This is a genomic window from Acinetobacter calcoaceticus (assembly GCF_900520355.1).
Taxonomy (GTDB): Bacteria; Pseudomonadota; Gammaproteobacteria; order Pseudomonadales; family Moraxellaceae; genus Acinetobacter; species Acinetobacter calcoaceticus_C.
On record NZ_LS999521.1, the window covers coordinates 1,193,984 to 1,213,641 of the forward strand.

17 protein-coding genes are annotated in these 19,658 nt (G+C 40.3%); 11 read left to right on the forward strand and 6 right to left on the reverse strand.

The genetic code is table 11. From position 1 onward, the window contains the following. Positions 1-11: 11 nt before the first annotated feature. Positions 12-3,188 carry a multidrug efflux RND transporter permease subunit AdeG gene (gene adeG, locus AC2117_RS05635; protein ID WP_133972500.1) on the reverse strand — a complete coding sequence of 1,059 codons (3,177 nt, stop codon included), beginning with the start codon at positions 3,186-3,188 and terminating at the stop codon, positions 12-14. Between the two features lie 6 nt (positions 3,189-3,194). Beyond that, on the reverse strand, positions 3,195-4,415 hold the full coding sequence (adeF, locus tag AC2117_RS05640; RefSeq protein ID WP_133972501.1) for a multidrug efflux RND transporter periplasmic adaptor subunit AdeF: 1,221 nt from the start codon (positions 4,413-4,415) through the stop codon (positions 3,195-3,197). 197 nt (positions 4,416-4,612) lie between these two features. Here adeF and AC2117_RS05645 point away from each other — a divergent pair, with 197 nt between their 5' ends. From AC2117_RS05645 to AC2117_RS05665, 5 genes are all read left to right on the forward strand, one after another. Then, positions 4,613-5,641, forward strand: a complete 1,029-nt coding sequence (locus tag AC2117_RS05645) for a LysR family transcriptional regulator (RefSeq protein ID WP_133972503.1) — start codon at positions 4,613-4,615, stop codon at positions 5,639-5,641. 174 nt (positions 5,642-5,815) lie between these two features. After that, positions 5,816-6,601: an ABC transporter substrate-binding protein gene (locus tag AC2117_RS05650; protein ID WP_133972505.1), complete on the forward strand. Its 786-nt coding sequence runs from the start codon at positions 5,816-5,818 to the stop codon at positions 6,599-6,601. A gap of 91 nt (positions 6,602-6,692) precedes the next feature. Further along, on the forward strand, positions 6,693-7,382 hold the full coding sequence (locus AC2117_RS05655; protein ID WP_133972507.1) for an ABC transporter permease: 690 nt from the start codon (positions 6,693-6,695) through the stop codon (positions 7,380-7,382). Continuing rightward, the gene (locus AC2117_RS05660; protein ID WP_133972509.1) at positions 7,379-8,092 is read left to right on the forward strand and encodes an ABC transporter permease; all 714 of its coding nucleotides are present in this window, start codon (positions 7,379-7,381) and stop codon (positions 8,090-8,092) included. Before AC2117_RS05655 ends, AC2117_RS05660 begins: the two co-directional genes overlap by 4 nt. Positions 8,093-8,101: 9 nt before the next feature. Next, entirely contained in the window at positions 8,102-8,878 is a 777-nt protein-coding gene (locus AC2117_RS05665) for an ABC transporter ATP-binding protein (protein WP_042897193.1), read from the forward strand. A 73-nt stretch (positions 8,879-8,951) separates the two neighbouring features. Here the strand turns inward: AC2117_RS05665 and abeS are convergent, their stop codons facing one another. Continuing rightward, positions 8,952-9,281, reverse strand: a complete 330-nt coding sequence (abeS, locus tag AC2117_RS05670; RefSeq protein ID WP_004791191.1) for a multidrug efflux SMR transporter AbeS — start codon at positions 9,279-9,281, stop codon at positions 8,952-8,954. 253 nt (positions 9,282-9,534) lie between these two features. Beyond that, on the reverse strand, positions 9,535-10,995 hold the full coding sequence (locus AC2117_RS05675) for a PLP-dependent aminotransferase family protein (RefSeq protein WP_133972511.1): 1,461 nt from the start codon (positions 10,993-10,995) through the stop codon (positions 9,535-9,537). A gap of 230 nt (positions 10,996-11,225) precedes the next feature. Here AC2117_RS05675 and AC2117_RS05680 point away from each other — a divergent pair, with 230 nt between their 5' ends. Then, the gene (locus AC2117_RS05680) at positions 11,226-12,095 is read left to right on the forward strand and encodes a PhzF family phenazine biosynthesis protein (RefSeq protein ID WP_133972513.1); all 870 of its coding nucleotides are present in this window, start codon (positions 11,226-11,228) and stop codon (positions 12,093-12,095) included. A gap of 52 nt (positions 12,096-12,147) precedes the next feature. Here AC2117_RS05680 and AC2117_RS05685 read toward each other — a convergent pair whose 3' ends face one another. Continuing rightward, positions 12,148-12,927, reverse strand: a complete 780-nt coding sequence (locus AC2117_RS05685; RefSeq protein ID WP_005039353.1) for a ferredoxin--NADP reductase — start codon at positions 12,925-12,927, stop codon at positions 12,148-12,150. A gap of 101 nt (positions 12,928-13,028) precedes the next feature. Here AC2117_RS05685 and tsaA point away from each other — a divergent pair, with 101 nt between their 5' ends. Beyond that, a complete protein-coding gene (tsaA, locus tag AC2117_RS05690; protein ID WP_133972515.1) occupies positions 13,029-13,763 on the forward strand; it encodes a tRNA (N6-threonylcarbamoyladenosine(37)-N6)-methyltransferase TrmO in 735 nt (244 codons plus the stop codon). 8 nt (positions 13,764-13,771) lie between these two features. Here tsaA and AC2117_RS05695 read toward each other — a convergent pair whose 3' ends face one another. After that, complete coding sequence (locus AC2117_RS05695) at positions 13,772-15,043, reverse strand: MgtC/SapB family protein (RefSeq protein WP_133972517.1); 1,272 nt, start codon at positions 15,041-15,043, stop codon at positions 13,772-13,774. A gap of 288 nt (positions 15,044-15,331) precedes the next feature. Here AC2117_RS05695 and AC2117_RS05700 point away from each other — a divergent pair, with 288 nt between their 5' ends. From AC2117_RS05700 to AC2117_RS05715, 4 genes are all read left to right on the forward strand, one after another. Next, positions 15,332-17,089: a GspE/PulE family protein gene (locus tag AC2117_RS05700; RefSeq protein ID WP_133972519.1), complete on the forward strand. Its 1,758-nt coding sequence runs from the start codon at positions 15,332-15,334 to the stop codon at positions 17,087-17,089. A gap of 80 nt (positions 17,090-17,169) precedes the next feature. Further along, positions 17,170-17,529 carry a NirD/YgiW/YdeI family stress tolerance protein gene (locus AC2117_RS05705; RefSeq protein ID WP_133972521.1) on the forward strand — a complete coding sequence of 120 codons (360 nt, stop codon included), beginning with the start codon at positions 17,170-17,172 and terminating at the stop codon, positions 17,527-17,529. 105 nt (positions 17,530-17,634) lie between these two features. After that, on the forward strand, positions 17,635-18,297 hold the full coding sequence (locus tag AC2117_RS05710; protein ID WP_133972523.1) for a response regulator transcription factor: 663 nt from the start codon (positions 17,635-17,637) through the stop codon (positions 18,295-18,297). Then, entirely contained in the window at positions 18,294-19,634 is a 1,341-nt protein-coding gene (locus AC2117_RS05715) for a sensor histidine kinase (RefSeq protein ID WP_133972525.1), read from the forward strand. The genes AC2117_RS05710 and AC2117_RS05715 overlap by 4 nt, the downstream gene beginning before the upstream one ends. Positions 19,635-19,658: the final 24 nt, after the last annotated feature.

The following is a 19,658-nucleotide window of genomic DNA, read 5'->3' on the forward strand; positions in this document are numbered from 1 at the left end:
AAATGTCCTCCTTAGTGATCATGTGGGTTGGCTAGTGGTGCTTCATGAACAGCGGCCGAGTGCAATTTATGTTTACTCAATGTACGAATCAGGACATAAAATGCTGGGGTCAGGAATAATCCAAACAGTGTCACGCCGATCATGCCGAAGAACACAGCAACACCCATGGCATGGCGCATTTCAGATCCGGCACCCGTAGAAGTGACTAACGGTACAACACCCATAATGAAGGCAATTGAAGTCATTAAAATTGGGCGTAAACGTAATCGACTTGCTTCAACCGCCGCTTTAAACGCAGTTGCGCCTTGCATTTCGAGTTCTCGTGCAAACTCGACAATTAAGATGGCATTTTTACAGGCCAGCCCGACCAGTACCATTAGACCAATTTGAGTAAAGATATTGTTATCTCCACCTGTCAGCCAGACACCTGTCAGAGCTGCCAAGATTCCCATTGGTACAATCAAAATCACAGCTAAAGGTAAAGTTAGACTTTCATATTGAGCCGCCAATACCAAAAATACGAGTAATACACTAATCGGGAAGACCCAAAGTCCTGCATTACCTGCCAAGATTTTTTGGTAAGTTAAATCAGTCCATTCAAATTTAATGCCACGCGGTAAGGTCTGTGTAGCAATACGTTCAGCAGCAGCCTCGGCTTGGCTAGATGAATAGCCCGGTGCAGGACCGCCGTTAATATCAGCTGAGGTATAGCCGTTATAGCGGACAACCATTTCAGGGCCGTAAGTTTGGGTCACATTTACCAATGAAGATAACGGAACCATTTGCCCAGCACTGTTACGAGTTTTAAGTTGCAAAATATCTTCAGGATTAGAACGGAAAGGTGCATCGGCTTGAGCACGAACCTGATAAACACGGCCAAAGCGGTTGAAGTCGTTAACGTACTGTGAACCTAAATAAATCTGCATGGTATTGAAGACATCGGTTACAGCGACACCTTGCTGCTTAGCTTTAACACGATCTAAATCTACATTAAGTTGAGGCACATTAATTTGATAACTTGAGAACATTGGACCAAGTTCAGGGGCTGATTGTGCTGCTTTCATAAAGTTTTGAGCAGCATCATTCAAGGCTGAATAGCCTAAGGCACCTCGGTCTTCAAGTTGAAGTTTAAAGCCGCCCATGGTACCTAAACCCATTACCGGTGGCGGTGGGAAAACTGCAATATAAGCATCTTGAATTGCTGAATATTTCTGGTTGAGAGCGCCTGCAATTGCATTCGCAGATAAGTCTTTGGCCTTACGTTCATCAAATGGTTTTAATGTCACAAAGACAATACCAGCGCTTGAACTGTTGGTAAAACCGTTAATGGATAGGCCAGGGAAGGCAACCGCACTTTCTACACCAGGTTGTTTAAGTGCAGCGTCACTCATTTTACGAATAACAGCTTCGGTACGGTCTAAAGATGCACCATTCGGTAGTTGGGCAAAGCTAATTAAATATTGTTTATCTTGTGCCGGTACGAAACCACCAGGGACAATATAAGAAATACCTATTGTTAACCCAAGAAGAGCAGCATAGACACCCATTGCTGAGGCTTTATGAGTTATGACACGGCTCACGCCCTGGCTGTAACGATCAGAAGTGCGCGAAAATACGCGGTTAAACAGTGCAAAGAAACGGCCGAACACACGGTTCATAATGCGAGTTAATGCATCAGGTTTGGCATCATGTCCTTTAAGTAACATAGCTGCCAAAGCTGGGGAAAGTGTAAGCGAGTTAAATGCCGAAATGACTGTTGAAATAGCAATAGTCATAGCAAATTGTTTATAAAACTGGCCCGTTAAACCTGTCATAAAGGCAAGCGGAACAAAAACAGCAACAAGAGTTAAAGCAATCGCAATAATTGGCCCACTTACTTCTCGCATAGCACGATAGGTTGCGTCTCTTGGGCTTAAACCAGCTTCAATATTCCTCTCGACATTTTCGACGACCACAATCGCGTCATCGACTACAATTCCGATGGCAAGTACCATCCCAAACAGTGACAGTGCATTGATGGAATAACCAAAGGCAAGCATAAGTGCAAATGTACCAATAATAGAAACCGGTACTGCAAGCAATGGAATGATAGAGGCACGCCATGTTTGTAAGAATAAAATCACAACTAAAACGACAAGTGCGATGGCTTCAAGCAGGGTATGAACAACTGCTTTAATACTTGCACGAACGAATTGAGTTGGGTCGTAAACAATGTCGTATTTAATGGAAGATGGAAAATCTTTTGAAAGTTCCTTCATTGTGCTGCGCACTTGATCAGAAACTTGTAAAGCGTTAGCACCCGGTGCTTGGAAAATTGGAATCGCAACAGCTTGCTTATTATCTAACAATGAACGCAAGCCATATTGTGAGGCTGCAAGTTCAACACGTGCAACATCACCCAATCGGGTTACTGCGCCATCGGGTGCAGTTTTTAAGATGATATCTGCGAACTCTTGTTCGGTGGTTAAACGACCTTGAGCATTGACTGAAAGTTGTACAGGTGAATTGGTTGGTGCGGCACCAATCGTACCTGCTGCAACCTGAATATTTTGTTCACGGATTGAATTTACAATTTCAGTTGCTGTAAGGTTGCGCTGAGCCACTTTTTGCGGGTCGAGCCACACACGCATGGCGTAGTCACCAGAACCGAATAAACCCACTTCACCTACGCCTTGTAAACGTGCCAGACGGTCTTTGACGTTAAGTACGGCATAGTTACGTAAGTAAGTCATGTCATAGCGGTTATCTGGTGAAGTCAGATGCACAACCATGGTTAATGTGGGGGAGCTTTTTAGGGTTGTTACCCCTAAACGCTGTACGTCTTCGGGTAAACGAGGCAATGCTTGCGACACACGGTTTTGAACCAGTTGTTGGGCTTTGTCCGGGTCGATACCAAGTTTGAAGTTCACCGTAATGGTTAAGTTACCGTCACTGTTGGCCTGTGACTGCATATATAGCATGTCTTCTACGCCATTGATCGATTCTTCAAGTGGAGAGGCAACGGTTTCAGCAATGACTTTTGGGTTTGCACCTGGATATTGAGCACGCACCACCACAGATGGCGGAACAACTTCTGGATATTCAGAAATTGGTAACTGGAATACCGAAAGTAAACCAGCAAGTAGAAGTAATACTGATAGCACACCCGCAAAGATTGGCCGATCAATAAAAAATTTAGAAATATTCATATTTTATTAACCTTTTGCCGGAGTTGATGTTTTTTCTGTTGGCTGAGGTTGAGCGGGATTGGTGTTAGCAGTAATTTGTGCATTCGGCATTGGAACGAGATGCGGTGTAACAGGGTCACCGGGTCGAATACGTTGTAGACCATTCACCACTACACGGTCACCCGCTTGTAAACCGCTATTGATAATTTGTAAGCCATCTTGCTGTGTACCAAGCTTCACTTCGCGATAAGCCGTTTGATTTTTAGCATCGACAACCACAACAAAACGTTTATCTTGATCGACCCCAATAGCTGTTGGACTAATCAGAATTGCTGAACGAGGTTGGCCTCCACCAAGACGAATTCGAGCATATAAACCAGGAAGTAAAACCCCATTTGGATTATCGAAAGTCGCACGAACACGAATCGTACCTGAGGTTGTATCTAGGTTGTTGTCGATTGAGTTGATGGTTCCCTCACGAGAAAATCCAGTTTCATTGGCAAGTCCCATATAGACAGGAACTTGTGCAGAGTTGCGCTGATTGCTGATGTATTTGAGGTAGGTTTGTTCATCAACATCGAAAGATGCATAAAGTCGGGATACAGACACTAAACTTGTTAAAACTTGTGCTCCGTTACCAGCAGAAACCACGTTGCCCACGGTCACTTCCGCACGAGAAATTCGGCCGCTGACTGGTGCAGTAATACGCGTGTACTCAAGATTTAGGTGTGCAGATTGAACAGCTGCTCTGGCTGCTTGTAGGTTAGCACTGGCTGAGCGCGCATCATTTTCTGCCAGATCAAGCTCTTGGCGTGATACAGCATTACTTTGGATTAGACGCTGAATGCGGGAAAGATTGGTTGCAGTGTAGGTGACTTGTGCTTCAGCTGAAGCGAGTTGAGCTTTGGCACGATTCAGTTCTGCTTCAAATGGGCGAGGGTCAATTATAAAAAGTAAATCGCCTTTTCTAACCAGACTGCCATCTTTGAAGTGTACAGCAATGAGTTTTCCTGAAACCTGAGGCCGAATATCGACTTGATCAATGGCTTCTAAGCGACCGGAATATTCTTGCCAATCAGTAATGGTTTTGCTGATGACATTAGAAATATCAACAGTAGCTGCTTGTTGGGCTGTGGTCGGTGCAGCTTTTGCATCGGCATTTTCATGTAAGAACATAAAACTGCCACCCGTTGCCAAAATGGCGACAAAGATGGCAGACAGCGCGAACTGTTTGCGAGAAAATGACATGAGGTGCTCCTACTTATTTGGATACCTGTTTTCAGACTTTTAGTTATGGTCCGTATGGGAGAAACAGGGTTTATGGGATGAACGGAGCATAAAAGTTTGTCAATCACGAATAAATATATTAAATTCGATAACACTATTCGTATTTTTATAACAATTGATGTGTTTGAATTAAAAAATGCATTGATAGGAGTGTGCGTGTGGATCTATTTCATGCCATGAAAGTATTTAACAAAGTTGTCGAAACAAATAGTTTCAGTTTAGCGGCTGACAGTTTAGGGCTACCGCGTGCTTCTGTGACAACAACTATTCAGGGTTTAGAGAAACATTTACAAGTTCGGTTATTGAACCGAACCACCCGTAAACTCAGTTTGACACCCGATGGCGCGGTTTATTATGAACGTACTTCGCGAATTTTAGCCGATGTTGAAGATGTTGAATCGAATTTTCATGATTCGGAACGTGGCCCACGAGGCCGACTACGCATTGATGTTAAAGCCTCGATTGGGCGGCTGATTCTCATTCCGATGCTTTGTGATTTTCATGCCAAGTATCCCGATATTGATTTGGTGATTGGAATGAGTGATCGCCCAGTCGATTTGGTGCAAGATGCGGTGGACTGTGTTATTCGTATTGGTCAGTTAAAAGATTCAAGTTTAGTTGCCCGTCGTATCGGAACAATTCAGTGTGTGACCGTTGCTGCACCTCGTTACTTGGCGGAACATGGCGAACCGGAAACTATTGATGACTTAAAAAAACATCAGGTCGTGCATTACTTTAATAGTCGTACCGGACGTAATATCGACTGGGATTTTATGGTTGATGATGAGATTCATAGCGTTGGCGTGAAAGGGCGTGTTTCTGTCAACGATGGTGATTCATATGTCGATTTGGCTGTACAGGGTTTTGGCTTAATTCAGTGCCCATATTATATGGTGGCGAAACATCTGGAGGATGGCTCGCTCAAGGAAGTGCTGACTGAATGGTTGCCAGCACCCATGCCAATTTCAGTCGTATATCTACAAAACCGTCATTTATCGCCTAAAGTTCGTGTGTTTGTTGATTGGGTTGCCGAATTATTTGCAGGTTGTCCATTGTTGAGTGGTTGCTCAATGGTATGGGATCAGAAATGTGAATTTGCCAGCGCCAAAGAACATAACCATGAATACACCATTCGGACATTGGTCGAAAATGAAAATATGGCAGAGGCTTATACACTCAAAAACTAACTTCTCAGTTTGAATGATTTTTCAACATTTAATCGGTTAATAAGATCTGCTGTTTTGACAACTTCCTGATTTTTTAACTTATGGTATAAAAATTGCAATTATTTCGGCAGAAGAGTAAGTTTGAAATACTCAAGTTTTTATCACCTTATTTGGATTTCAAGGAGAAGCTTCAAGATGGCAAGCTTTATGAAAAAAATGTTCGTTTCAACAACCTTAGTTCTGGCTGCTGTTGCGACTAATGTGCAAGCAAAGGATTGGAAGGTGATTCGTTTTGGTACTGAGTCCTCTTATGCGCCGTTTGAATATAAAACACCAGATGGCAAGTTAACTGGTTTTGATGTTGATTTAGGTAATGCCGTTTGTGCAAAACTTAAAGCCAAATGTGTTTGGGTTGAAAACTCTTTTGATGGGATGATTCCAGCACTTAAAGCGAAAAAATTTGATGGCATTCTTTCATCAATGACGGTGACTGATGAACGTGCAAAACAAATTTTGTTTAGTAGCAAAATCTACAATACGCCAACGCGCATGGTTGCAAAAAAAGGCTCGCCGTTATTGCCGACAGCTGCCTCTTTGAAAGGTAAACGTGTAGGTGTACAACAGGGCACAATTCAAGAAACTTATGCTAAAACCTATTGGGCACCAAAAGGTGTAACCGTTGTACCTTATCCAGTCCAAGATTTGATTTACCAAGACATGATGTCAGGTCGTTTAGATGCAACGTTACAAGATGCAATCATGGTTGATGGTGCTTTCTTAAAACAACCAAAAGGCAAAAACTTCAGCTTTGTGGGTGGCAATGTAGTTGATGCGAAAACACTGGGTGTAGGCGCAGCGATTGGCTTACGCAAAGAAGATGCAGATTTGAAAGCGAATATTGATAAAGCACTCGCAGCAATCATTGCGGATGGTACATACAAGAAACTAGAGAAAAAATATTTCTCCTTTAACATTTACTAATGATGTGAAAAATGTCGGCTGAGTGCCGACATTTTTAAATCTATTCTCATCTCATCAATATTAGATATTGTTTTTAAGGAGAAGATGAGTCATGTTTTTATCTGGCTATGGGCCACTCCTTCTCAGCGGGACATGGATGACCCTCCAGCTTGCGCTGTTGTCACTTTTGCTTTCTGTCATTATTGGCTTAATTGGTGCGAGCTCAAAACTCTCTAGTGTTAAAGCCTTACGTTATATTGCGACCGCCTATACCACGCTCATTCGTAGTGTGCCTGACTTGGTGATTATGCTGCTGTTATTTTATAGCTTGCAGTTGGGTCTAAACCAAATTACTGAATCACTGCAAATGGACCAAATTGATATCAACCCATTTGTGGCTGGGGTGATTACTTTAGCGTTCATTTATGGTGCATATTTTACCGAGACCTTTCGTGGTGCATTTCAATCGGTTCCAACAGGGCAAATTGAAGCAGCAATGGCCTATGGTATGACCCCTTGGCAGGTTTTTCGCCGTGTATTATTCCCTCAAATGATGCGTTTTGCATTGCCAGGCATCGGTAACAACTGGCAGGTCTTGATTAAGGCAACTGCACTGGTTTCAATTATTGGCCTGACTGACATTGTAAAAATTACACAAGATGCAGGTAGAGGTACCATGCAGCTGTTCTTTTTCAGCATCGTGGCTGCTGCGATTTATTTGGCAATTACCACAGTGTCGAACCTGATTTTAATGTGGCTTGAACGTCGTTATTCTGCTGGTGTGAGGAAGGGACAATTATGATTGAAATCCTTCAACAATATTGGCAGGCATACCTTTGGACAGATGGTTTACAAATAACCGGAGTAGCGATGACTGCTTGGTTATTGGTGCTTTCTATTGGTATTGGTTTTGTGCTTGCTGTGCCTTTGTCACTTGCACGAGTATCAGAAAATCTTTGGTTGCGTGGTCCAGTTTGGTTGTTCACATATGTTTTTCGTGGCACACCACTGTACATCCAATTGCTGATTATTTACTCAGGTATCTACAGCTTTGATTACATCCATGAACATCAGACGCTTGATGCGTTTTTTCGAGAGGGTATAAATTGCACCATTTTGGCATTCGCGCTCAATACTGGTGCATATACGACTGAAATCTTCGCTGGGGCGATTCGTTCTATTCCACATGGCGAGATTGAAGCTGCACAAGCTTTTGGAATGTCAAAATGGAAACGTTATACCCGCATTATTATTCCGTCGATGTTGCGCCGTGCTTTACCATTTTATGGGAATGAAGTCATTTTGATGTTGCACGCGACAACCATTGCATTTACAGCAACTGTTCCTGACATTTTAAAAATTGCACGTGATGTGAATGCGGCAACCTATAACACCTTCAATGCTTTTGGAATTGCCGCAGTGTTGTATGCGATGCTGGCATTTATTTTGATTTGGCTGTTTCGTCGGCTTGAAAAACGTTGGTTGGCATTTTTAAAGCCATCGAATCATTAGGAGACATAAATGGAACACGTTGCAAAACTAGTGATTCGCGATTTACATAAGACATTTGGTGATCATGAAGTACTTAAAGGAATATCACTTGATGCAAATGCTGGTGATGTGATTAGTATCATCGGTTCATCTGGTTCAGGTAAAAGTACCTTACTGCGCTGTATCAACTTTTTAGAACAACCGAGCAATGGCACCATTAAGCTTAATGGTGAAAAACTACGCACAGTCTTTGATAAAAAAGGCAATTTAAAAGTGGTTGACCCAAAGCAACTACAAAAAATGCGTACCCAGCTCATGATGGTATTCCAGCATTTTAATTTATGGTCGCACATGACGGTGCTGGAAAATATCATTGAAGGGCCAATTCATGTACTTGGGGTAAAACGTGCTGAGGCAGAAGAACGAGCACGGAAATATCTACGTAAAGTTGGATTGCCTGAAAACGTTGAAAGTAAATATCCTGCATTTTTATCTGGTGGTCAGCAGCAGCGTGTAGCGATTGCTCGTGCTTTGGCGATGGAACCGGAAGTCATGTTGTTTGATGAACCAACCAGCGCGCTTGACCCAGAGTTGGTGGGTGAAGTACTAAAAGTAATGCAGGGTTTGGCTGAAGAAGGACGTACTATGATTGTGGTAACACATGAAATGGGCTTTGCACGTCATGTGTCTAATCAAGTGATTTTTTTGCATCAAGGGAAAATTGAAGAACAGGGCCATCCTGATGAAGTACTCAATAACCCGAAAAGTGAACGTTTAAAGCAATTTTTAACGGGTAGTTTAAAATAAGCTGTTCATACCGAGTATGGTGAAATTTTTTACAAAGGATTCTCACCGTACTCGGTTGCTTTTTAATTATATTTTATAAATGAGTATTTTTAGAAAATACATTAATAATCACGATACCTGCAATCATTAGAGTTAAACCAATGCAGGCTGCTAAGTCTAAATGCTGTTTATAGAATATCCAGCCAATGGCTGAAATTAAAATAATACCTGCACCAGACCAAATGGCATATGCAATTCCGATTGGAATCGTTTTTAGCGTAAGGGACAATAAATAAAAAGCAATTGCATAGCCTACAACTGTAATGATAGATGGAATCGGAACAGTAAAACCTTGAGATGCTTTTAAGGCTGAAGTTGCAATGACTTCACAAGCAATCGCAATTGCTAAATAAAGATAAGACATGGAGAGCTGCGCCAGAATGAGTTTTAATCAATCTATATGAAATGTTGAAATGGTTTGACCAGTTTTAACGATTATTTAATTTTTTTGGTACAAAAATATTAGTAAATCAAACTGAACTGATAAATTGATTTTATCACTAGCAAAGCAATATAAACCATTAATAAAAACTAATCGCCAATGGTTAAAGCGCCATGTTTAATCGACAGCATAAGCTAGGATTGATGCTCTCATATCTCTCTTCGCATGCTGTAAATTATGAATGAGTAGCGATTTTTCCTATATTGTTTTGGGTGGCAAGCATATTTTTTGCTAGCTCTCCTAAGCGCATCAAAGCGTTTAACATTTTTGGGTTCAACTCAAAACACGCTGCAATACGTAAACAATGACTAAAACGCTTATCAGCCGAACATAAAATTCCTGGCATACATAAGATTGTTTCATCCATTGCCTGATGAAACAATTCTAATGTGTCGATAGATTCAGGTAGTTCTAGCCATAAAATAAATCCAGCTTGTGGGCGACTGACTCGAGTACCGAGCGGGAAATAACGACAAATATAAGACTTGATGGTGTCAATTTGTTGTTGATAGCGTTTTTTGAGTTGACGTAAATGTAGGTCATAACCGCCATTTTCTAAGAAAAGTCCTAAAGTTTCGGTGAGTAAAACTGGTTCTGCAACAGTTGACGTAAATTTTAGTTGCTGCACAATATTACGGAAGCGCCCAGCTTCTAACCAACCAATTCGATAGTCAGGTGCCACAGTCTTGGTATAGCTACTACATACTAGTACCCATCCATTTTGATCAAATGCCTTAATGTTGGGTAAGAGGGGTTCGGCTAGTTGCAATTCGGCATACATCGCATCTTCAATAACAGGAACTTGAAACTGATTAGCGAGCTCTGCCAAGCGACGGCGGCTACTTTCGGGCATACTAAAACCGAGAGGATTATGTCCTGTCGGAATCGTTAATATGGCTTGTACACTTTGTGATTTTAAGAGCTCCTCAAGCGTATCTAGACACATGCCTGTATGTGGCGAAGTCGGTACTTCTACAATTTTTCGGCCTAAATTATAAAGGAGCGGGTACAAATTATGAAAAGTAGGAATCTCAAGGGCTACGGTGTCACCAGCTTGAGTGGTGGCCATAATTGCGAGACTTAAAGCTTCCATCGTGCCGTGAGTCAGCACAATATCATCTGCTGAAAGAAACATACCGAGTTGTAAGCTTCGTCTAGCAATTTGTGTACGTAGTCGTGTTGACCCAGGTGGTAAGGTATAGCTTTTAAAAATATCTGGTTGTGTTCGTAAAACCTGTGCAGTTAAGCGTTTTAAACGTTCAATTGGGTAGAAATTTTCCCCTGAGGGGCAAGCTAGGGCCAGATTAATATAGGCTGGGTCCATTTGCTTTTTAACGATTTGTGCGAGAAAACAGCTAATTCCTGAAAGTGGCACTTTTTCTTCACTCACATAACGCTCTTCGAGTTCTGGCAAATTTGAAGGTGCATGACAAACATAGTAACCAGATTGAGGTCGAACGGAAATCAAACCTTGATCTTCAAGCTGACGATACGCTTCTTTTACGGTATTAATGCTGACCTGATAATGGTTTGCACAGTCTCGTATTGAAGGTAGACGCGAACCAATAGGTTGCCGCCCATTCTGAATTTGAAGGGTTAAGTCATCACTTACTTTTTTATATTTGTACATATCAATTCATTAAAAAGCCAAAGCAATGGGTACACTTTATAGTGATCTGTTATTTATCTCAAATATTGTGATTACTTTAGATTGGTCTGTTTAATCGAGTTCTGAACTTAAAAACTGTGTCTATTATTTTTCATATTAACTGATACTGTAACCATTAAAAATAAATCAGTAAGATCAAAAAATGGTAAGGAATTAAAACCATAATTTTTTAATATCAAAATGAGTAGGAGTGGTCTATGTCCGTTGTAGCATTTAAACAAGTTGATGTTTTTACTTCACAAGTATTTAAAGGAAATCCTGTCGCGGTGATTATGGACGCTAGTACCTTAACATCTGAACAAATGCAGGCGATTGCCAATTGGACCAATCTCTCTGAAACTACATTTGTATTGCCTGCTACAGATTCGCAAGCCGATTATCAGGTTCGAATTTTTACTCCGCAAAGTGAATTACCATTTGCAGGCCATCCTACAATCGGCACAGCCCATGCTTTACTTGAAGCTGGTCTAATTTCGGCTAAAGAAGGGAAATTGGTACAGCAATGTGGTGCAGGTTTAGTTGCTCTTACGGTAAGTGAATTAAATCATATTTCCTTTGAACTACCACAACCTAAAATTACACCTTTAGATCAAACCCAGACTGAAAAACTAGCAGCGATTTTAAAATGTGAAATTAATACGCAATGGAATGCCACATTAGTTGATGTAGGCGCACGCTGGGTTGTCTTGCAAGCTGTAAACGCGCAAGCTGTTTTAGATAGCCAACCAGACTTCGCTGCTCTAAAAGAACATGATTTAGAAATGAAAGTTGGGGGAGCGACGGTTTATGGTTTTTATGAAAATAATGATGAGCAAAAATATATAGAAGTTCGCTCATTTGCTCCTTCAATTGGAGTAAATGAAGATCCAGTTTGTGGTAGTGGTAATGGCAGCGTAGCGTCTTTTATTCGTTACCATGGTATTTTGCCAGCACAGAACGATGTAGTTCTTTCTTCACAAGGTCGCGTTTTAGGACGTGACGGACAGCTTCAACTAAATTTATATCAAGATAAAATTTTAGTAGGTGGAACTGCTGTTACCTGTATCGATGGCACGATTAACCTATAAAACAGATATAAAAAAACCGAGGTAAAGTCCTCGGTTTTTTAATTAGAAAATCTTATTTTTCTACGAAAGCACGTTCAATTACGTAGTCGCCCATTACACCCATACGAGGTGATTCAACTAAACCATGTTCGTCAAGTAACGCAGCAACGTCTTTCAAGAAAGCAGGGCTACCGCAAAGCATTGCACGGTCAGTTTCACGGTTAAAGCGTGGTAAACCAACTTTTTCAAATAAAGCACCAGTTTCAATTGCAGTGGTAACACGGCCTTGAGTGTGGAAAGGTTCACGAGTTACAGTAGGGTAGTAAACAAGTTTGTCTTTAATGCCTAATTCTTCAAAGAATTCATGGTTTGGAAGTTCATTCAAGATAAGGTCTTGATAAGCTAATTCAGAAATATAACGTGTGCCATGAACAACAATTACTTTTTCAAAGCGTTCGTAAGTTTCTGGGTCACGAATAATTGACAAGAATGGAGCAAGACCAGTACCAGAAGATAAAAGGTACAAGTTTTTACCCGGTAAAAGGTCATCATGAACCAAAGTACCTGTCGGTTTTTTAGAAATTAAAATTTCATCACCAACTTGTACTTTTTGCAAAATCGAAGTTAAAGGACCATCTTGTACTTTAATTGAGAAGAATTCTAACTCTTCTTCGTAGTTTGCACTTGCAATCGAATACGCACGCATTAACGGTTTGCCATTCACTTCAAGTCCGATCATTACGAACTGACCATTTTTAAAACGTAAGCTAGTGTCGCGTGTAGTTTTAAAACTGAAAAGGGTGTCATTCCAGTGGTGAACATGAGTAATGCGTTCGACGTTAAAAGCAGCCATTAAAGGTCTCGATCACGATTAAAAGAAAACAGATTGCTATTCTAATCTAATTTCATTCCCGATAAACTGAATATATTTAATTGTGTTTATAAGAAAAAGTGATGATCAACTCTGTCACCTTCCCCCTAATCGGCCACATGTGCTCTCCATATCGAGAAAAATTCGGTATTCCACGCCAGCCTAATTTGGTAAATATCGAATCATATATCGACATGATAGAACCTTATAATGACTTGTTGGCTTTTGAAGGAATTGAACAATTTAGTCATCTCTGGCTAGTCTGGCAGTTTCATGACAATAAGAATCAGGGCAGTGTAGATAAATTCCGTCCACAGGTTCGTCCACCACGATTAGGGGGCAATGAAAAAATTGGCGTATTTGCTACACGTAGCATGTATCGACCCTCTCCAATTGGGCTGTCAGTGGTAAAGCTGAATAAAGTTGAAAAAGTCGGTAAGTCAGTTCGTGTATATGTCACAGGAAGTGATTTATTAAATGGCACTCCTATTTTAGACATCAAACCCTATATTCAATATTCCGATGCGATTGCTGATGCACAAAGTGGTTATGCACATGCAGAACCAGAGCGTAAATCAGTCATTTGGTCTGAATCTGCTCTCATTGCTCAAAAATATTTTCTACAAAATAAAGAAATGAATTCTCAATATCTTGATGAGCTTGAGCAGGTATTGGCTTTAGACCCTCGACCTGCTTATCAAGAAGACCCTGAACGAATTTATAAAATGAAATTCTCAGACTTTGATATTCATTTTAAAGTTGATCAATTTGTAATTACAGTTGTTGATGTAATGAAGGCTTCTTCAGTCACTCAATAAAGATATTTTTAAAACCAATGTATGTTGAGCCAAAGTAAAGCAATGAATATAGCCATATGAATAAGCTGGGCGGGAACGAAAGCCAGTGCATAGAGCAGCCCGCCCGAAATTGCAGAGTTCACGCTTTTGGCAAGTGCATGCACTGCAAAGCCTCCTAAAAAGGCAATTAATAAAGGCGTCATATGTGTGCTATCAGGTTCACCTTGTACAATGACTGCCGCAATAGCTGCATGTATTTCAAATAAAGAAGCGAGCAGGGTTCCAGCGATTAATCCTGCATCGCCTAAAGATATACTTAAACCATAAACACCTGCCTGAATGAGGGTGAGTGTTCCGGCAATAATAATGGCTTCTTTTAAGCTGAACATTCTTGAGTCGAGTTCGGGTGAACTAGTGCTAGGCTCTGCTTTACGTAATAAAATAAAGGCCCATATTGCTAAAACAACTAATGCAATAAGTGTAGGAAATATAATCAACTTAAACCAAGCAAAACTAATACCGATCACAATAATTAAGGTCTGAATGAGCGTTGAAACACAAGACATTAATGCAGCACCTGCATTTGTGGTGGCATTCGCACGACCAGAGCGTACTTCTAAACCCAGACTGGCAATAGCTGCTGTACTGGAAACAAAACCTGAAGCTAAAGAAGAAAGTAATAATGCATTTTTAGAGGAGAGTAACCGCTTCGCAATATGCGCGAGTGCTTGCACAAATAAAATTAAAGTAAGTAATTTTAAAATGACATGTGGATTTAAAACAGGCCCCCAGAAAGGCTTATTAGGAACTAAAGGCAACGCAATTAAGAGCAAGGCGAGTAGGAAAATACCATCACGCAATTCTGATTCGGTAATCCACTGACTAGCAATGCCATGCATAGATTGCTTAGCCAATAAAATAATTGTCATGATGACGGCTAGTCCAGCAGCCAATGAGATATTCCAAATACAAAGTGCCCCAATGAAGTAGGTCATAATAAAGGCAAGTTCAGTGGTCACACCAGGGTCATTTGGCTGATTTTTGAGAGATACAATACTGATTGCCCCAATGATTAAAGCTCCAACAATCCCAATTTCAGTGCCAAATAAAAAACAGATTGCTCCTAATAGCGCACTAATTGCAAAAGATCTGAAACCAGCGAAAGTTTTATATTCATGTTTGAGCTTACTTCGTTCACGTTCTAGACCAATTAATAAGCCACAACCGAGAGCCGCAGCAATGACTGTAATGAATTCTTCAAAAGATGTTGTTTGTAATGACGTTGTCATTGGAAGTTCCATATTACTTCCTCTTTGGTTTATTGTTATATGTAGATTTTAATCATTTTAAAATCAGATGTTCGCCTTCAGTTTATGCTTTTTATTATGGTGAGCATAGTGTCTTTTTTAGACAAAGCAACGTACAAAATATTTTTATAAACATGACCTGTGACGCAAAAAAATATTAAGCTGAGAATTGGTTTAATTAATTGAAGTTGAATGATATTTTAAAATTGGATTTAAATAAATTGGGATAAGTTAAATCAAAAATATCTCTGCTATATTGTAAAAATATATTGGGGATAACGCATGAATGCACATGTAGACGTGGATACGTATTGGTGTCTAGAACAACTATTACAAGAAGGCCGTATTACAGAACGAGATAAATTACTGGTACAGTCAAGCCAGCGCCAAAAAGACCAGTTGAAATGGCATCCTTTACAGTGGATCGCATATTTTAATTTAAAAGATCAGCAGCACACACAGGCCCATTTAAGTTTAAATCGTTTGTGCTTATGGTTTGCAGATCGGGTTCAACTTCCTCTATTTGTGATTGATCCTTTAAAGGCAGATGTGAGTGCTTTAACTCAAGTCATGTCACAAGAATTTGCTATTCGCAATCATATTTTAGCTGTCGAAATTCATGCCGATCGAATTGTGATTGGAACAGACCAGCCATTTCAAACAGATTGGCTCAATAATCTTGAACGAAGTCTAGCTCCTAAAAAAATTGAGCGGGTATTACTCAATCCCGAACAGTTACAACGTTATTTGCGAGAATATTATCAGGTCAGTCGGGCGGTAAACTCAGCTCAAAAAGATGCAGCTCATGACCGTGAAAATAAAAATGTTGAAGCTCTTTTACAACTTGGGGATAGCCAAAACCCAGATGCGAATGATCAGCATATTGTGAAATTAGTTGATTGGATTTTACAGTTTGCATTCGAGCAGAGCGCCAGTGACATTCATATGGAACCGCGCAAAGATAATGGTAAAGTCAGGTTTCGTATTGATGGGGTTTTGCACACCATTTATAACATGCCTTCAAATACGCTGACCGCCGTGATTGCACGTATTAAGATTTTAGGACGTTTAAATGTCGCCGAAAAGCGTAAACCACAAGATGGTCGATTAAAAACTCGGACGCCAAAAGGGCAAGAAACAGAGCTACGTTTATCAACTTTGCCAACTGCATTTGGTGAAAAACTGGTTATGCGTATTTTCGATCCCGATGTCTTGGTACGTTCTTTTCATCAACTGGGTTTTGAAGAGAGCCTATTACAACAGTGGCAGCAATTAACAAAAAATAGTCATGGCATTATTTTAGTCACGGGTCCTACAGGTTCAGGTAAAACGACAACGCTATATTCTTCTTTAAAGCAGCTCGCAACAGATCAGGTTAATGTATGTACCATTGAAGATCCAATTGAAATGTTAGAGCCTAGTTTTAACCAGATGCAGGTCAACAATGCAATTGAATTAGGCTTTGCAGATGGTGTGCGGGCACTCATGCGTCAAGACCCCGACATTATTATGATTGGGGAAATTCGTGATCAAGATACGGCGAATATGGCAATTCAAGCGGCATTAACCGGTCATTTAGTATTATCAACTTTACACACCAATGATGCGCCGTCCAGTTTAACTCGCTTGCACGATTTAGGTGTTCAGCCATTTCTTACTGCCGCAACAATTTTGGGTGTTCTCGCGCAACGTTTAGTGCGACAGCTTTGCCCACACTGTAAACAACAAGCACAAATTAATGAGGACGAGTGGCAGCACCTAACATTCGATTACATTATAGAAATGCCAGAAAAAGTCTATCAGGCTGTTGGATGTGAACAATGTCGTCATACAGGTTATAAGGGGCGAATCGGTATTTATGAATTTATGCCAGTAAGTCTTGAGCTTAAGCATCTTATGAGTAGTCATGTGACGTTAAATGATTTGAGAACACAAACTAAAAAAGAAGGTATAGAACCCTTAAGAATTGCGGGTGCTCGTAAAGTCATTAATGGTGTTACGACATTAGAAGAGGTCTTGCGGGTTGTGCCCTTAAATTAAGTTTTTCTTAAGATTCACCTCATTTATGCATGATGTAATTGCTTTATCCCAAGAGGAAACCAAAAACAGAGGGTAATTATATGAATATGCTTAAAGTAATGATGATGACTGCTGGTATGACTGCCGCTGGTGTAGTTCTAGCGAATACACCAGTCAATCAGGCCGCAATTGCTCCTGTAACTGTAACTAAAGTAAAACAGGCATTAACGGCTAAAGATAGTACACCGATAAAATTACATGGTCAGGTTGTAAAATCTTTAGGTGATGAAAAATATCAATTTCGTGACAAGACAGGTAGCATTACAGTTGATGTAGATGATGAGCTTTGGCAAGGTCGTCCTATTTCACCAAATACAAATGTAACTTTAATTGGTGAAGTAGACATTGATTATAAACCTTTAAAACGCGTCGAAATTGATGTGGATCAAGTTCAGTTTTAATTAATAATCTTAGATGTATTGCCTTTAGCCGCATTTTAATAATGCGGCTTTGCTTTTTTAAAAAAGGCTAGGCAAGATTAAATCAGGATATAACAGGAAAAATAGATGAGAATTTTGCTTGCAGAAGATGATCGCTCTCAAGCTGAAAGTATTCAATCATGGTTAGAGTTAGATGGTTATCAGGTCGATTGGGTGGAAAGAGGTGATTATGCGCTTACAGCAATCGAGCAGCATGACTATGATTGTATTTTGCTTGATCGGGGGCTGCCTCAACTGGCTGGTGAAAAAGTTTTAACAACGATCCGCCATAAACAAAGAAATGTTCCTGTTATTTTTATTACCGCACGTGACAGTATTCATGACCGAGTCGAAGGACTAGATTTAGGTGCAAATGATTATTTGGTTAAGCCTTTTAGTTTAGAAGAGTTATCTGCCCGAATCCGCGCTCAATTACGCAAACAAACTTTGAGTCAGCAATCGGTTTTAACGTGGGGCGATCTGCAACTCGATACACAAGCGAAAGTTGTATCGTGTGCTGGCAAATCTATTGATTTAACAGCGAAAGAGTTCCAAATATTACGTAAGCTGATGGTTCATCCTGAACATATTATTACGCGTGATCAATTAGAAGAAGCGCTCTATGCATGGGGTGAGGAAATTGAAAGTAACGCAATAGAAGTATTTATTTATCAGCTTCGAAAAAAAATCGGGAGTAGCTGCATTAAAACCATACGGGGGCTAGGCTACCGTATGGGAGATTTAAAATGAAATCAAATCGCTCATCCTTGCAGTCACAACTAGTTAAAACCACGATTTGGAGTAGTGTGGTGGTTGGGTTGCTGGCTTTAAGCTTACTCACTATATTTTCTATTTATCACAACATGTCAGTGCAAGACGAAATCATGGACGAAATTTCAGACACATTGCTAGTTTCTGATCTTTCTGGGCACTCTATGAAACAGTTTGATGAGCTCAGTGATGAGTTTGATATTCAGTATGAGTTATTAGACGCAGGCCAATTACTTACTCATTCTCATAGCTATCAGCACGAGCTTTTTGAACAAGGTAATTTATCAGAAGGTTTTTCATATTTTTGGTTTGATGGTCAATTATGGCGTAGTTTGGCTACACAGCAAGAAGACTCCCAACTTCAAGTTGAAGTCTTTCAGCCAATGAGTACCCGTATTGAAGAAGTACTCAAGGCACTTGCTGGGTATAGTGGCCTTATGGTGTTGTTCTGGCTGTTACAATGGGTCATTGTCAGTTGGCGTACTGAACAACAATTGGCTGCGTTAAATCTACTTTCTAAACGTATTGCCCAAAAAACAGCATCAAATTTAGAACCTATTCAAGACCCAGATGTCATTACCGAAATTCAGCCTGTGATTGATGCGCTAAACCAATTACTTGCAAGGTTGCAAAGGGCTCTCGTTGCTGAACAGCGTTTTACCGCAGATGCTTCTCATGAGTTACGATCTCCATTATCTGCCATACAAATGCGTCTTCAGGTTTTGCAGCGTAAATATCAACATGTTCCAGAACTTCATCAGGACTTTGAGCGTATACAAGAAGACGTTTCTAGAAGTACAAAAATACTTGAAAATTTATTGCTTCTTGCTCGTTTGGAACCCAATGAAGCAGAGCAGCCGGAACTTCCCAAGGCGGTTATCGATTTAAATTACTTACTGGCCAGAGTCATTGAAACTGTAGATTTGGATGCACAAGCTAAACAGATGCTGATAGAGACAGATACCTTCTCGACAGAAACTAAAACGTTTGCGAATGAAGAATTGCTCTTTATCGCTTTTAGAAATTTATTTGATAATGCCATACGTTATAGCCCGACTTTAGGCTCTATTCATGTTGAGATTAGTCAGGATGAACAGCAAATTAAAATCTCTATACAAGATACTGGAAATGGTGTTGATGATGAAGTATTGCAACGTTTAGGACAGCGTTTTTTCCGGGTATTAGGTACTCAACAGCAAGGTTCAGGGTTGGGAATTTCGATTACACGAAAAATTATTGAATTGCATAACGGTGAATTACATTTTATGCATGCTGAACAGGGTGGTTTGAGGGTGGAGGTTAATCTTCCATTATAAAAAATAGCATGGTTACCCATGCTA